The 15339-nt window shown below is 64.3% G+C and carries 14 protein-coding genes; 1 reads left to right on the forward strand and 13 read right to left on the reverse strand.

Features of this window, described 5'->3' with window-relative positions:
* Window position 1 precedes the first annotated feature (1 nt).
* From WKC72_RS24525 to WKC72_RS24585, 13 genes are all read right to left on the reverse strand, one after another.
* A complete protein-coding gene (locus WKC72_RS24525) occupies window positions 2-1033 on the reverse strand; it encodes an MlaD family protein (protein ID WP_370179826.1) in 1032 nt (343 codons plus the stop codon).
* Between the two features lies 1 nt (window position 1034).
* Complete coding sequence (locus WKC72_RS24530) at window positions 1035-2060, reverse strand: MlaD family protein (protein WP_370179828.1); 1026 nt, start codon at window positions 2058-2060, stop codon at window positions 1035-1037.
* Complete coding sequence (locus tag WKC72_RS24535; RefSeq protein WP_370179830.1) at window positions 2048-3061, reverse strand: MlaD family protein; 1014 nt, start codon at window positions 3059-3061, stop codon at window positions 2048-2050. Before WKC72_RS24535 ends, WKC72_RS24530 begins: the two co-directional genes overlap by 13 nt.
* On the reverse strand, window positions 3058-4140 hold the full coding sequence (locus WKC72_RS24540) for an Mce family protein (RefSeq protein ID WP_370179832.1): 1083 nt from the start codon (window positions 4138-4140) through the stop codon (window positions 3058-3060). Before WKC72_RS24540 ends, WKC72_RS24535 begins: the two co-directional genes overlap by 4 nt.
* Before the next feature lie 4 nt (window positions 4141-4144).
* Window positions 4145-4933, reverse strand: a complete 789-nt coding sequence (locus WKC72_RS24545; protein WP_370184486.1) for an MlaE family ABC transporter permease — start codon at window positions 4931-4933, stop codon at window positions 4145-4147.
* Between the two features lie 88 nt (window positions 4934-5021).
* Window positions 5022-5834, reverse strand: a complete 813-nt coding sequence (locus WKC72_RS24550) for an ABC transporter permease (RefSeq protein ID WP_370184489.1) — start codon at window positions 5832-5834, stop codon at window positions 5022-5024.
* 92 nt (window positions 5835-5926) lie between these two features.
* The gene (locus tag WKC72_RS24555) at window positions 5927-6982 is read right to left on the reverse strand and encodes an ABC transporter ATP-binding protein (protein WP_370179835.1); all 1056 of its coding nucleotides are present in this window, start codon (window positions 6980-6982) and stop codon (window positions 5927-5929) included.
* A 432-nt stretch (window positions 6983-7414) separates the two neighbouring features.
* A complete protein-coding gene (locus WKC72_RS24560; RefSeq protein ID WP_370179837.1) occupies window positions 7415-8017 on the reverse strand; it encodes a TetR/AcrR family transcriptional regulator in 603 nt (200 codons plus the stop codon).
* A 178-nt stretch (window positions 8018-8195) separates the two neighbouring features.
* The gene (locus WKC72_RS24565; RefSeq protein WP_370179839.1) at window positions 8196-9425 is read right to left on the reverse strand and encodes a cytochrome P450; all 1230 of its coding nucleotides are present in this window, start codon (window positions 9423-9425) and stop codon (window positions 8196-8198) included.
* 6 nt (window positions 9426-9431) lie between these two features.
* Entirely contained in the window at window positions 9432-9665 is a 234-nt protein-coding gene (locus WKC72_RS24570) for a ferredoxin (RefSeq protein ID WP_370179841.1), read from the reverse strand.
* Between the two features lie 15 nt (window positions 9666-9680).
* The gene (locus WKC72_RS24575; protein WP_370179843.1) at window positions 9681-10553 is read right to left on the reverse strand and encodes an SDR family NAD(P)-dependent oxidoreductase; all 873 of its coding nucleotides are present in this window, start codon (window positions 10551-10553) and stop codon (window positions 9681-9683) included.
* 226 nt (window positions 10554-10779) lie between these two features.
* Window positions 10780-12468 carry an FAD-dependent oxidoreductase gene (locus tag WKC72_RS24580; protein WP_370179845.1) on the reverse strand — a complete coding sequence of 563 codons (1689 nt, stop codon included), beginning with the start codon at window positions 12466-12468 and terminating at the stop codon, window positions 10780-10782.
* A gap of 259 nt (window positions 12469-12727) precedes the next feature.
* Window positions 12728-13702: an Lrp/AsnC family transcriptional regulator gene (locus tag WKC72_RS24585; protein ID WP_370179847.1), complete on the reverse strand. Its 975-nt coding sequence runs from the start codon at window positions 13700-13702 to the stop codon at window positions 12728-12730.
* 141 nt (window positions 13703-13843) lie between these two features.
* On the opposite strand from WKC72_RS24585, the gene WKC72_RS24590 reads away from it, so the two are divergent.
* On the forward strand, window positions 13844-15307 hold the full coding sequence (locus tag WKC72_RS24590) for an MFS transporter (RefSeq protein ID WP_370179849.1): 1464 nt from the start codon (window positions 13844-13846) through the stop codon (window positions 15305-15307).
* Window positions 15308-15339 lie beyond the last annotated feature (32 nt).

Below are 15339 nucleotides of genomic sequence, written 5' to 3' on the forward strand. Positions count from 1 at the left end.
CTCAGTTCCTCCCCGTCCGCACGAGGTCCAGCAGCCGATCCATCGGCACCTCGGTTCCGGCGGCCGTCAGAGCCACGGTCGGTGGCTGGTAGGCAATGGTGAGCGCTCCGTCGCGCGTCGTCTGCTGCGCGAGGAAGGGTGCGACGGACGGTAGCGTCGAGATCAGGCCTGCCATGTCGTTCGACCGTGTCGCCGCCAGCTTCAGGGCGTCGGTCGCCGGTCCGTGCACGAAGGGCCAGATGTCGGCGCCGTAGTTCTGCTGGATGTCGTGCAAAGTCGCTACCAGCCAACCGATTCCCTCGCACACTTCGATGACCCCGGGCCACAGATCGATGCCGGCTGCCACGACGGCGGGCATCTGCTCGACGATCGACCGGATCGAACTCCACCGACGGAGCGCTTCGTCCGTCAGCGGGGCCATGTTCGCGATCGACGAACCGATGTCGGCGACGAGTTTGTCCGGATCGGCCGCGGCCTCCGCGGCATGCCTCATCATGTCCGCGGCGTTCTCCCCCTGGCCACGCAGCGCCTCGTCGAGACCGAGCACCGTCCTCCGAACGTTCTCCCCACCGTCGTCCGGGGCGAGTGCGTCGATGAAATCAGCTGCCGAACCGGCGATCTCGGAGATACTCTTCGGAGTGTGACTGTGCTCGAGCGGGATGCACTGCTCCGGTGCGAGTTCCGGACCGGTCGTGTAGTTGCCGACGAGTTCGAGACTCCGATCGGCGAGCAGGGACTTCGAGCGGGTGACCGCCCGGACATCGAACGGATAGGACCTTCCACTCGCGAGCGAGAACGTGACCTGCACGTGGTCGCCCTGCGGCTCGATGCCTTCGACACGGCCCACCTCGTAACCCATCTGCGTGACAGGGTTTCCGGCGTAGAGGCCGATGGCGTCGGGCATGAGCGCGCAGAACGCCGACCGGTCTGCCGGCTCCCCCGTCGTCGCGACCGCGACACCGGCGCCGCACACGGCGGCGGCCGCGCACACCACGGCCAGCACCTTGACGATCAGGCGTGATCTTCCGGACATCTCAGCACGTCCGTCCGGGAATGGGGACACAGAAGTCCGAGGCCATCAGTCTGCCGCCCTTGATCGCGGCCATCCCTTCGGGCGTCAGCCATTCGGCGAGCTGAGTGCGCAACGCCTGAAGATTGTCGATGGCCGGGCTCATCGACGTCCGGAACTCGTCGATCACACCCTTCGCGTGGTTCACAGCGTCGAGCACCTCCGTCTTGTGGTCGAGATAGAACCCCTCGAACGGCTGAATCGTCATCAGGACGTTGCCGAGCAGGGAATAGGCCTCGTTGAAACCGGCGTGCGTGGTGTTGTACGTCGAGAGGACCACATCGATCTCGCGGATCAGTTCGAACACCATGCCCTGATCGGCCTCGAAGCTCTGGAGATACTCCGCGGCGAGGTCGGCGATCGTGCGCACCTGAGCTCGCTGCTGATCCATCACGCGGGCGATGCTGGTCAGACCCGAGATCATCGATGCGACGGAGGTCGGGTTCTCCTCGAGCGCCCGGGCCATCTCGTCGAGGTTCGCGTCGACGATGCCGCCCTCGACGTTGTCGGTCGTGTGCGGCGCGGCCTGGAGCACATCGCCGATCGAATACGGAACGCCGACCTGCTCGGCGGGCAGAGCCGCGCCCCCCAGCGACAGATCACCGAGCGGGACGAGGGTGATCGCGTACCCCCCGACCGGGGTGAGCATGCGCACCTCCACACGCGAGTCCGAGCCGACCGGTATCGCGTCGTCGATCTCAGCCGTCACCAGCACCGCGTCCGGCTCGATCGACACGTCGGTGACGGTTCCCACGCCGATGCCCGCCACCCGGACGTCCTGGCCGATGTCGATCGACGAGGCGTCGTCGGTGCGAAACGAGAACGACGCACGGCCCGGTGGGTTCGCGTAGAGGACGGCGGTGGACGCGAGCGCGACAACCACCAGGAGGACGATGCCCGCACCGAACGCCACCTCCCTGCCCATCAGCGACCGCGCCGTGCTCGATACCCGGGCCGGACGCCGGCCACTGCTTCTCGTCACGGGTTGCATACGACGACCTCGCTCCCTCTCAGCAGGACCTCGACGTCGGTGGGTAGCTGCGCCACACCGTTCGTGCACTGGACACCGTCCGGGCCTGCCGCGGCGGTCTGCGGGACCTGCAGTCCGGCGAAGGCGGCCGGCAGCAGTCGTAACGCTTCCGCGGTCTCCGGCACCGACGCGAATGCGTCCGACAGCATCTGCTCGATGTCCATCCCCGGTTGCAGACCGAGAGCATCGATCAATCGTTTGATCGGTGTGAGGAATTCGGGGCCGAACGCAGCCGTCTTCGGGAACTCGTCGATAACCGTCATCGCCTTCGCGATCGGGAAACTCACCGAGCGCAGGAACTCGACGACCTCGGGCGACCGGCCTCCCATACTGTCGGAGATCCGTGCGAGGTTGCCGGTGAGGGTCGAGATGACCTGTTCGCGGTCGTGGGCGAGGCCGGCGAGTTTCTGTGCGTCTTCGAGCATCGGTGACAGTCCGTTTCCGTCTCCTTGCAGAAGCGAGATCGCGTTCTCGGTGAAGGTGTTGATGTCGTCGGTGCTCATGGTGGCGAGTACCGGTTGCAGTCCGTTGAACAACTCGGTGATGTCGAACGAGGCCCGTGTCTTGTCGGCGGGCAGTCGATCGACTGCGTCGCCCGGATCGGCGGGGAACTCGGCGTCGATGTAGCGAACGCCGGTGAGGTTCTGGTACTTCACCGCGAGGATCGTGTCGGACGTGAGCTGATACGGCTTCTCCATCGTGAAGTGCACTTCCGCCAGACTCCGCCCGCCGTCCCGGATCAGTTCGACCGATTCGACCTTGCCGATCCGGACCCCCTTCGTCCGGATGTCTCCGTGCGCACCGAGCCCGGAGACATCGGTGAATTCCGCTGTGTAGCTGTTTGTCTCGTTCGTCACCGGACTTTTCATCGCGCTGATCACGATGATGAAGAGGACCACGGAGAGCGCGGCCGCGACGGCGAGCTTGACGACAGTGACGATGTACCTGGTTCGGTTGCTCATCGGCCGGCCCCGTCCTCGGACGGCGGGGCACCGGTCAACGCCAGCGGAGCCGCCAGTGCGGGCAGATCATCCAGGACGATCCGCAGATTCAGTCGCTGCCCGTCGCCGCTGTCCTCGAACGCGGACGCGAGCCGCTCGACAGCGGCACGCAGTCGCTCGGGGCGCGCCCCGCCGTCGTAGAGGTGCGGCACCACGCCCGCGAGTTCCGAGACCACCTCGGTGACCGGCACCAGTTCGTCACCGTGAGATTTCAGCAACTGCCCGGCCTGTCCGAACAATTGTCCGGCAGCCAGGGTCAAGCCGGCGTCCGTCTCGTCCATGAACGGGTCGTCCACGCCCACCGAACCGTCGGGCCGCTGATTGTAGGTGCTGTTGTAGATATGGGTCAGCGAATCGATCGCCTGGCGATTGAACGCCGGGAACACGTCGAGGACGTCGTTGACACGCCCGAGCAGGTCGGCCGGAAGCGCCTGCTGAGTCTGGGCGACCCGGTCGGCGAGCACGAGTGCTGCATCGAACATCGGTGTCAGTCCGTCGGTGTAGCGGACGACCTTGTCCAGGCTGGTGATCATCGATTCGGTCAGCGTGCCGTCGACGGCCAGCGAACCCTTCTCGATCATGGTCGACATGGTGAAATCTCCTGCGGGCGTGCGGTCCAGCGTGCGGTGCGCCTCCAGATCGGAACCGCCGGGCCTGCCGACCAGATTGACAGCGGTGGAACCGAAGTAGTTCTGCGGCCGGAAGTCGACATCGAAGGCATCGGTCAGGCCGCCGATCTGATCCGGATCGAGCCGAAGCTCCATGCGAACGGAATCCGCGCCCGTGCGTTCCAGTCCGGTGACGACACCGACTTCACCGCCCCGCAGGATCACCTTCGTGCCCGAGTCGACGCCCGGGCCCACGTAGGGGACGTCGATGCTGATCGGCAACCCGTCCGTGTCCGCACTGCTCGGGTATGCCCATACTGCGGCGATCACTGCGCAGGTCGTCACGACGACCCCCAGCCCCGCCCCATGCAGCACTCGACTCTGACGGCCGGGAACCCCCCTCAGGAAGTCCTGACTCCTCGCTCTGCTCATTGACTCATCCTTTGAACACCAGTTCGGGACTGAGACCCCAGATCGCCACAGTCATACAGAAATTCAGGACGACGATCGCGACGAGGCTCGCCCGGATCGCACGCCCGGACGCCGCGCCCACACCCGCGGGCCCACCACCCGCGAAGTATCCGTAGTAGCAATGGATCATCGTAACGACGGCACAGAAGACGACTGCCTTGACGAGCGATGCCATCAGGTCGGGAACACTGAGAAATTGACTGAAGTAATGGTCGTAGGTGCCCGACGGCTGACGGTGAAACGTCTTGATGATCAACCCTCCGGTGAAGAAACTGACCACCAGCGCCATCAGATACCCGGGGATCACGATGAGCATGCTTCCGATCAGCCGCGTCCCGACCACGAACGGAATAGCCTGCAAGCCCATCGATTCGGTGGCGTCGATCTCCTCGGAGATGCGCATCGAGCCGATCTCGGCGGTCATCCGGCAGCCGGCCTGCGCGGCGAATCCGATTCCGGTGATGATCGGGGCGATGACCCGGACATTGCCGAACGATCCGATGATGCCGGTCAACGCCCCGAATCCCAGCAGATCGAAGGCCATGAACGCCTGGATCGCGACCACGGCGCCGACAGCCAGTCCCAGGAAGAACATCAGGCTGACGACACCGCCATCGACGACGAGGGATCCGTTCCCCCACGCCATGTTGTTCATGGTGGTCATGGTCTGCTTGCGGTAGTGCCGCAACGTTTTGGGCAGCAGTGCGACCGTCTTGACGGCGAAGACGGTGACCTGACCGATTTCTTCGATCACCGATGTGGCACCGCGGCCCACCGCGCGAATCGGTTGCAGCAGGATTCCGCCGGACGGGCCTCTGCGGTGCGTGGAGTGTATGTTCACGTCACGCCAACCGGGCCGGAAAGAACATCATCTGAATCTGGCTGACCACGAGATTGGTCATGAAGATGCAGAAGACACTGAGTACCACCGAGGCATTGACCGCGTTGGCCACGCCTTTCGGGCCGCCCTTCGCTTCGAGACCTCGCAGGCTTGCGATCAACACGACGAGCGCCGCGAAGATCACCGACTTGAGCACGGAGAAGACCAGATCGGTCGGTGTCGCGAACGAGCCGAACGACTGCCAGAAACTGCCGGGCACCACGTCGTTGACGTTAGCCGAAATCACCAGTCCCGCCGCCACACCCGCCGCGACGATGACGATGCACAGCGCCGGTGCGATGGCGATCATCGCGATGAACCGCGGAACGACCAGTCGCTGGACCGGGTCGATCCCCATGACCCGGATCGCTTCGATCTCCTCGCGGATCGCGCGGGCACCGAGGTCGGAGGCGATCGCCGATGCGGCCGCACCGCTCATAAGAAGTCCCGCCGCCATCGGCGCCCCCTGCCCCACCACGCCCAGACCACTGGCCGCTCCTGCCAACGAGTTCGCGCCGACCTGGTTCATGATTCCACCGACCTGCACCGATACCTCGGCACCGATCGGCACCGCCATCAGCAGCGCGGGCAGTGCGGTGACCTTGAGGAGTTTCCACATCTGCGTCGCCACCTCTTCGAGGGGCAATCGCAGGGCGATCGTGTCGGATACCGTGTATCTCAGGATGTTCGCCGCGAGCTCACCCGATCGGCCCAGAGTCGCGAGGCTGCGAATAGGCGTCTCCTTCAGGTATTTCCCCACCGCGGCGAACGACAGACGCGGCCGCCGCCGTTTCTCCGGTGCGGATCGATCCGCCTGCGCCGACCCGGCCGGCGCGGAGTCCACCGCGATCGGCTCCCTCACACTCGTCACTGTGCCACTCCTGTGATCGCCGGAAGAACTTGCGTATCCGCATCGTTCGAAGCCCACTCGGCGCCGAGGCTGTCCGCTCCGGGGCTTTCCTGGATCGCGATCTGGGCGTTCTCCGGCAACGTGTGCATGATGTGCCGGACGCGTTCCTGACGGCGGGCGACGGCCTGCCGGAACGGCATCCCCGGCGTCGCCTTCATCTGCGGGACGATGCCCTCCACATCGTCGACACCACCGGCATGATGCCCGGCATCGACCATCGCCTGCTCCTGCGCCATCGTGGCCTCGTCCTTCTCCTCCGACATCCCGATCGGACCGATCATCGTGCCGTTCAGGAACTGCTTGACCACCGGCTCCTCACTGGTGAGCAGCACCTCCCGCGGACCGAACATCACCAGATGCCGGCGGAACAGCATCCCGATGTTGTCCGGCACCGTCCGCGCCAGGTTGATGTTGTGCGACACGATCAGGATCGTCGCGTCGATCTCCGCGTTGATGTCGATCAACGTCTGCGAGATGTACGTGGTGCGCACCGGGTCCAGACCGGAGTCCGGCTCGTCCACCAGAATGATCTGCGGGTCCAGCACCAACGCCCGCGCCAACCCGGCACGCTTGCGCATACCACCGGAAATCTCCCCGGGCAGCTTGTCCTCGGCCCCGAGCAGGCCGACCAGCTCCATCTTCTCCATCACGATCTTGCGGATCTCGGACTCGGACTTCTTCGTGTGCTCACGCAGCGGGAACGCCACGTTGTCGAACAGGTTCATCGAGCCGAACAGGGCGCCGTCCTGAAACAGCACGCCGAACAACTTCCGGATCTCGTACAACTCCTTCGACGAGCACTCCAGAATGTTGGTGCCATCGATCACGATCGAACCCTGCTCCGGACGGAGCAAACCGATCAGCGACTTCAAGAACACCGACTTACCCGTACCCGACGGCCCGAGCAACGCACTGACCTCACCGGCCGGAAGGGTCAACGTGACGTCCTGCCAGATCCTCTGCGAGCCGAACGACTTGGTCAGTCCCTCGACGGATACCTCCACTCCCACCATTACCTCCGTGTATTCAGGTGTCGGGGCCTACTCGGGTGCCCACAGGGTCCTTGCGACGGCGGGCCGGAACCCGCAGCCGTCTCGCCGGCCCGCGCCGAAGCCCCAGCCGGGTGACCTCACTGTTCGAATTAGGTTTGTTCGCGGTACTTTTCATCGTGTCGCGGCCGATCGACGGCGAGTTCGCGATCATCAACTGTGATACAGATTACGTCGCACGTATTACGTTATACGAAATTTGACTCTCGAAGCAAGGGTAGGAAGCGAAATTGCCCACCTGTGAAATGCGTGCCGGCATAGGCATTCCCGCACGAACCGGCCGTGACCAGGCACGGGAACCGCTGATCATCGTAGCTAAGAACGTTAGATTTACCGGAGAAAGCACAAAGAAGCCGTGCCCCTCTCGGGACACGGCTCCTTTGGGACGCGGGTGAACTAGGGCAGGAAGGCCGGTAGGACGAATTGCCTCATCATCTGCCGGTGCGAGGGATCGGCAGGATCCGAGTTGTCCAGTCGCGGTGCGAGCATCAGCTGCACGAGGGTGATCCAGGAGCACGCCTCGTCGGTGTCGATATCTACCCTCATCTCGCCGTCGGCCTTGGCGTCGTCGAAGATCGGCCCCCACAGTTCGGTGGTGAGACTCGTTGCGAGAGGGATCGTCTCGAGCCACGAATCGCCGCCGACGTGTTCGGGGCTGACGAGGATGCGCACGATCGGATCGTTGATCCCGTCGTAGACCAGGTAGATGAGGCCTTCGATCAGCCTGTCCTCGAACGTCGCGCATTCCATCAGGAACTTCCGGCCGCGTTCGAGCGTCTGACGCGATCGCCACCTGATCAACTCGGTGGTGAGCGTCTCACGGTCCTGGAAGTACCGGTAGACAGTCGGGCGCGAGACCCCCGCCTCCTTGGCAATGTCCTCCATGGTCGTCTTCGAAATACCGAAACGAAGAATCATCGTCTGGGCAGCCACGAGTATCTGAGACCGTGCTACATCGGCGTCCTGACTCAGAACCCCCGCGGTCTTTCTTCTTGCCATCCTCGCTCCAGACACTGTCACTTCCGGCCACCCCGATCGGCCGCGATACAAATGACAATACACGTCAAATGTTGCACCCAGGGTGGCCGCCACGCCCTCTTCATTACACCAAAAGAGCGAGGCAGTTGTCCGAAGCCCCTCGGGGACCACGGACAACTGCCTCGAACCTGCCTCGAACCTAAGACGAGGGCGTGAAGGTGATCGGGAGTCGGATGCAACCGCGCACCTGCGTGGCGTGCAAGATCGGCGGGTCCTCCGGAACGAGGCGGTAGTCGGGCAGCCGCCTGTGAATCTCCTCCATGGCCAGCTTGAGTTCGATTCGTGCCAGGTGAGACCCGATGCACCGATGAGGCCCGGCACCGAAGGACAGGTGGCGGTTGGGTGAACGGTCGATCCGCAACTCGTCCGGATCCTCGAACTCACCGCCGTCGCGGTTCGCCGAGCAGAGCAGCACGATGAGCTGTTCCCCCTCCGCGATGGTCACCCCGCCGATCTCGACGTCGCGGGTCGCTCGCCGGCCCGCGATCACCGCCGCCTCGATCCGCAGAATCTCCTCGACAGCCGCCGGGATGGTATCCGGATCGTCCACGATCTCCTGTCGCTGCGCCTGATTGTTCGCCAGGTGGATGATCCCCCACGCAAGTGACCCTTGGACGGTGTGCAGGCCCGCGATGAGCAGGAGGAAGAACATGCGGTACAGCTCTTCGTCGGTGAGCAGACGTACCCCGTCCTCCATCTCGATCGGGGTGTTGATGATCTGTGCGGTCAGAGTGTCCGAGGTGTTCTCACCGGAACGCACTCCGGCCACGATGGCTCCGAAGTAGCCGAAGATCTGGTTGGCCGCATCCTCGCGCGCCTTGGCGGATTCTTCTTCCGTTCCACCGGGAATGCCCTGCAGTGCAACGTCTGTCGTCCTGGTAAACATTTCGGCGTCTTCGAGCGGCCAGCCCATGAGAGCCAGGAACACCCGTGTCGGCAGCTCGTGGGCGAACTCCGAGATGAACTCGGCTTTCCCGCGTGCCGCGAAGGCGTCGATGAGCTCGTTGATGACGTCCCGGATCCGGGGCTCGAGTTCCTTCATCCGCTTGGGACTGAACAGCGGTTGCAGTGCCTGCCGGTAGAACGTGTGCTCCGGCGGGTCCAGCTCGATCGGGATGAACTTTCCCTGGCCCGCGTTGACGAGGTTGTTCGGGTAGCTGGAGAAGGTCTCCGGATCACGCAGGACCTGGTGGATCTCCTCGTAGCGCGTCACGATCCAGTGACCGCCGTGCGCCTTCGAATACACGACGGGGCCGATGGCCCGCAGCTCCGCCGCGCGTGCCTGGAACACGTCCTCGGGCATCGCCAAGGTCTGGTCGTAGACGTCGAAGTCCACTATGAGGTTCTCGGGTAATTGTGTTGTCGTCACTGCTTCTCAGCCTTCCGAATTCGGGAGTTCGACGCTCAGCGCGCGTTCGGGGCACATCTCGACGAGGGCGCCCAGTCGGTCTCGTAGCTCCTCTGGAACCGGCTCGGCAACGACGACGGGGTAACCCTGGTCGTCGCTGTCGACTATCTCGGGTTCCGCGCCGTAACAGAGGCCGTGGCCCGCACAGGCGGATCGGTCGACCTTCAACGACAGCGCACCGTTCTGCGCATGAATGGTCATCGACGGACGCTCCACTCAGTCGACAGGAAGTGTCGGAGTCGGCGTGTCCTCTTCGAACATCATCGCGACACGCGACAGGGTGCCGCCGTCCGTCGCGGGCAACGTCAGGCCCGAAATGTACGCGGAGTCGTCCGACACGAGGAAGAGTGCAACCTTCGCGTTGTCCACGAGTGACGGGGGTCGCTGGAGCTTGAGCGGAATCGGCGAGACACCCGGATCCCACGGGCCCGCGGTCTCCTCGTAGGACTGGCCGATCACCGGGGTGCCCGGGCCCATCAGGAAGTTCGGCGACATCCCGTGAGTGGGGGCGAGGGCGTTGACGCGGATACCATAGCGTCCCAGATCCAGGCTGAGCCCGCGAACCAGACCGTTGACACCGGCCTTCGTCGCCGAGTACATCGCGATGCTGTGATAGGCGGCGAAGGAAGCCGCGGACGATGTCGCCAGAATGGTGCCGCCACCGTTTGCCCGCATCGCAGGCACCGCAGCCTTACAGGAGTACACGACGCCGCTGAGGTTGACTCCGAGAACGTGCTGCCAGTCGGCATCCGTGAGGTCCTGGAACTCCACGTGTTCGCCACCCGCCACCGACGGGACACCGCCACGGGAGACGACACCGGCGTTCGCCCACATGATGTCGAGCTTGCCGAAGTGCTCGACGGTGGTCTCGACGCTGCGGTAGACGGCCGCCTCGTCACTCACATCGGCGGTGATGGCGATCGCCGTTCCACCCTGTTGTTCAACCAGTTTCGCGGTCTGTTCGGCGCGGTCGCCGTCGATGTCGACCACCGCCACCTTCGCGCCTTCCGATGCGAACAACTGCGCACCCTGGCGTCCGAGCCCGGATCCACCTCCGGTGATGACGGCGACTTTGTCCTGAAGTTTCATGCGAACTCCTCTGTGATGGTTCGTCGGATGCCGGAGGCCTGCGGTGTGGGACATCGTCCGGCGACGTCGGGCGGCGTGACGGTTCCGACCCTCGACGGCGGGCTGGTCCCGGTCGAGGGGATCGAGCGCGGGGCGCATCTCCGATCCGCATAAACCTTATCCCGTTAGGCTGTGAGACGTCAATCACTTTCTTCGACGCGCAGCTACCGGCACACAGCAGGATGCGTCATCCGGAAGTAACTGCACGCGAACCAATTTCAATAATCGAGGCAGTGTCCACCAGCTTCACGCGCGGCCTACCCGATTCCCGGCCGAGCCGCCTCTCGTGCGCGTCGATCACTTTCCACCCGTCGTAATCGATACGCTCGGGCCTTCGATCCGCGACGAGCCGGAGGAGCTCCTGCCGCCCGGCCGCGGGCGCGGTCAATCGACCGGCATGGAAGTCGTCGACCAGCTTGTCGACCGTCTCGGCTGCGCAGGCTTTGTTGGTTCCGATGACTCCGGAGGGACCACGCTTGATCCACCCGACGGTATACACGCCCGGCATCGGACTACCCGAATTCGGATCCAGCACACGACCTCCGTCGTTCTGCATCGTCGAGCGCGCACCCGAGACGGGGATACCCGCGACCGGGACACCCCGGTACCCCACCGATCGCAGGACCAGACCGCAGTCGATGTCCTCGACGACACTCGTCGGCACCGCCCTCGATCCTCTCTCCAGATCCGGAATCAGCTCGTTGCGGACCAGTCGGATTCCCTCCACGCGGCCGTTACCTCGAACTTCCACCGGAGATAGTAAGTAGCGCAATGTAATACGCCTTTCTCCGGGCGTGGGCGGGTTTGCGGCAAACTCTGCGACGATCCTGGCTTTCATCGCTTCGATCGAACCGGAATGCCCAGCGAACGACGTCGCCTCCCGTGCTATCTCGTCGGATTCCGCCGCGACATTCACGCCGGGGAGGAAGCCGAGCGCAAGCAACTCCGGATTCGTGTACGCCGCTTGGGCCGGGCCCCTGCGACCGACAACGAATACTTCCTTGATCCTGCTCTCCGACAACGCTTCCAGCGCGTGCGTGGCGATATCGGTCTTCCGCAACTCGGAGGCGCCGGCGACGAGCACTCGGGCCACATCCAAGGCGACATTGCCGTTTCCGATGACGACGGCCCGCTCGCCTGACAGGTCGAACGTGCGGTGCGCGTGATCGGGATGACCGTTGTACCACGCAACGAACTCCGTTGCCGAATGGCTGCCGGGCAGGTCCTCGCCGGGAATTCCCAGTGCACAGTCCGCGGGGGCGCCGACCGCGTAAATCACCGCGTCGTGATGTGCGAGCAGTTCGTCGTGAGTCAGGTGTGTTCCCACTTCGACATTGAGGTAGAAGTCCACATTCTTCCGCGACGCCGTCTTCTGGAACAGCGAGGCAATTGCCTTGGTCCCCTGATGATCCGGTGCGACACCGAACCGGATCAGCCCGAACGGTGCCGCCAGCTTCTCGAACACGGAGACTTCCACAGCGAGACCGCTCCGCGACAGCAGAGTCTCCGCCGCGTAGCAGCCGGAGGGCCCGGACCCGACGATCGCTACCCGAAACTGTGGGCGCTCGGACACCTGGACCGTCGCGGCGACGGCCGGTTCGGCAGCGGGGACCGGCTGGTCCCGGTTCGCATAGTAGGTCGCGTTGATCTCCTCGTACCGAGCGGTTTCCGGAGTCAGGTCGTAGTCGGGAACGATCGCGTCGACCGGACATGCGTCGATACAAGCGCCGCAGTCGATGCAGCCGACCGGATCGATGTACAGCATCTCTGCGCGACCGTAGCCGGGTTCGTTCGGCGTCGGATGAATGCAATCGACGGGGCACACCGAGACGCAACTCGCGTCGTTGCAGCAGGATTGCGTTACTACGTGAGCCAAAGTGAGCTCCTATCGCTCATGACCGGATCGGTGGAACGCGCGTCTCACCACGGTCGATCGAGCCCGCAAGCAGGTCTGGATCTCGTCACATTTTACAGTGATACAAATTACGTTAGATGTCATACTTACTATGTGTCAAGCCTCACACTTCCGCAGAAGGATCAGGTGAGCCACAGGTGGAACACGAGGCGTTCGGCGAGTAGCTGTATGCAGGCGTCGTAACCGGCCCACCAAGCCGGGACATGTGACAAGCGGGTGGTCAGGCCCCGCCCGATGGGGTCACGGGGACTACCGTGCCCGTCGCCCGCCCCTGTTCGTCCAGGATGTGCCCCAGATGTTTCCCGATCTGCATGACCACCGACCGGTCCGCCACTCTCGATCCGGGCAGTAGCTTGTCCAGGAGCAGTTCGAACCGGTGGACGTCGTTCAACGTCCGCAGCCAGACGGCCATGATCAGGTTGTATTCACTCGCCACGAGTACCGCCAACCGCACCTCCTCGATCCGACCCAGCGACGTCCTCAACCGTTCGATCAGCGGAGCGGGAACCTGCATGAAGTACCAGGCGTAGATCGGCCACTCGGAATAGGTCCGGGCGATGTCGGTGCGCAGCAGGAGGGATCCGTCTCGCCGCATCGTCGCGATCGCATCGATGATGCGCTGATTGCTGACGCCGGCGCGTTCGGCGATCGCCGTGGTGGGCGCGCGGCCGTCGATGCCGAGTTCGTGATGGATCACACGTTTCAGTTCCGGAGAAACAGTCCGTGCGGCCCGGGGGCGCGGCGGTCGGGCGCCGGGAACCTGCGCAACCTGCGCCGCGGACAGCGTGCGCAGCCGCCAGTTCCCGGCCTCGAAGAGCACCTCGGTGATGAGGTGAGTCCTCGCCCGCCGGATCGCCGGGTACTCCCCCAGCCGATTGAGCAGGAACCACGACGTGTCCGCCGTATCCTGTGCCATGAGTGTGAGCAGGAGGTCGCGGCCACCTGCCGTGAAGTCGACGCCGGCGACCATCGGATCATCCGACATCGCCTGTGCGGTCACGACCGATTCGCCTGGTGCGCATTCGATTTCGACCAGTGCGCCACGCCCCGGAGTCCCCGCGTCGTAGCCGGTGATCCAGATCAGGCCGGTATCGCGGAGCCGCTGGAACCGCCGCGACAACGTCACGGGGTCGACGGCCAGGATCGGCGCGAGTGCCTTCCACGATGCTCTCGGTTCGATCTGAAGAGCATGCATGAGTCCAAAATCGACATCATCTGGCTCGTAATCCTGCATGATTTGTCCTCTTGTGCCGATAAGGCTGCAAATTTACACGACGGAATTCACGTCGGGCCACTCTTCCACCAGTCACCTTCCGCTGATCCTCTTGGAGTTCACATGAGTTCTTCGCGCTGCCTCCGGGGAAACGACGCTGCCACGGCAGCGGTCGGATTCCTCGTGGTCATGGAGTTCGCCAGCGGCCTGTTGCAGGGGTGGTTCTCTCCGCTGCTGCCCGCCATCGGCGAACGTTTCGACGCATCGTCCGCCGCCTTGAACTGGGTGAGCGCAATGTATCTGCTGGGAACGGCTGCCTGCGTCCCCCTGATCGCCAAACTCGGTGACCTCTTCGGGCACAAACGGCTTCTCGTCGTCGCGACCGCTTCCGTTGCGCTCGGTTCTTTCCTCGTCGCGTTCGCGCGGTCGTTCGAATTACTGCTCGTCGGCCGGGCGTTGCAGGCACCGCTCGCGGCATTCCTCCCGCTCGAATTCGCGATCGTACGGGACCGCAATCCGGCCACGGCGGGCCGGAGCATCGGCCGACTCGTGGGGTCACTGACACTGGGCGCCGCCGTCGGCGGCCTGCTTTCAGGTTTCCTCCTCGACTCGATAATCGACAGTGTCGGCCTCGTGCTGCTGGTCCCCGCCGTCTTCATGACGATCTGCCTGCCCGTGGTCTACTTCCTCGTTCCGGAGACGACGGTACGCAAGACTGGGACCGTCGACTGGACCGGCGCCGTTCTGCTGACGGTCGGTCTACTCGGGGTGCTCGGCGGTGTCTCCAACGCGAGCACCTGGGGTTGGACGAGCGCCCTGACGTGGACCGCTATCGGGGTCGGGGCCGCAGTCCTCGTCGTATGGGTGCTCGTGGAACGACGAGTCCAGCACCCCCTCGTGGATCTCGACGTCGTCGGACGAGGAATGCGGGTGCCAATGCTGATGGCGTTGCTCTTCGGCGCCCAGTTGTTCGGTGTCCAGACCCCCAGCGCACTCTTCCTGCGCGCCACGCCGGAGACCAACGGCTACGGGCTGGGCGTCACCGCCTCGGTGACAGGTCTGATCCTGGCGCTGTTCGCGTTCGCGATGTTCGTCGGGGCATCCGTGAGCGACCGGCTCGCCCGATCCCCTCTCGCCGTTCCCGGATCGCTCGCACTGGGTGCAATCCTCGCTGCCGTCTCTTACGTGCTGATGATCGCCGTGCCGGGAAGCGTCGTACTGTTCGCCCTGTGGCTCGTCGTCGCGGGATTGGGCGGCGGAGTGGTGGTCGGGGTGCTGCCCACCGTCATCGTGCAGCAGGCGCCGCCGGATTCGGTCGGCATCGCGTCCGGCCTCTACAACACGTCCCGAACCGCTGCGGGAGCCGTGGCCGGGGCCGTGTTCGCCCTCGTGATGTCGTCGATGGTCACCCCGGCGCTTGCCGGTGGCAAGCAGATCCCCTCCGTGGGCGCCTATCACGTGGTGTGGGCACTCTGCGCGGCACTGTGCGTGCTCACAGCTCTCCTGGCCCTGAAACTCCGCCCGCCGGCGACCATCACCGAAAACGACAAGACCTCACGTGCCGACAACGAGCAAGTGCACGCCTGACATCCCCCTCCCCCCGAGAACCCGAACGAAAG

This window comes from Rhodococcus wratislaviensis, from assembly GCF_041228765.1.
Classification (GTDB): Bacteria; Actinomycetota; Actinomycetes; order Mycobacteriales; family Mycobacteriaceae; genus Rhodococcus_F; species Rhodococcus_F wratislaviensis.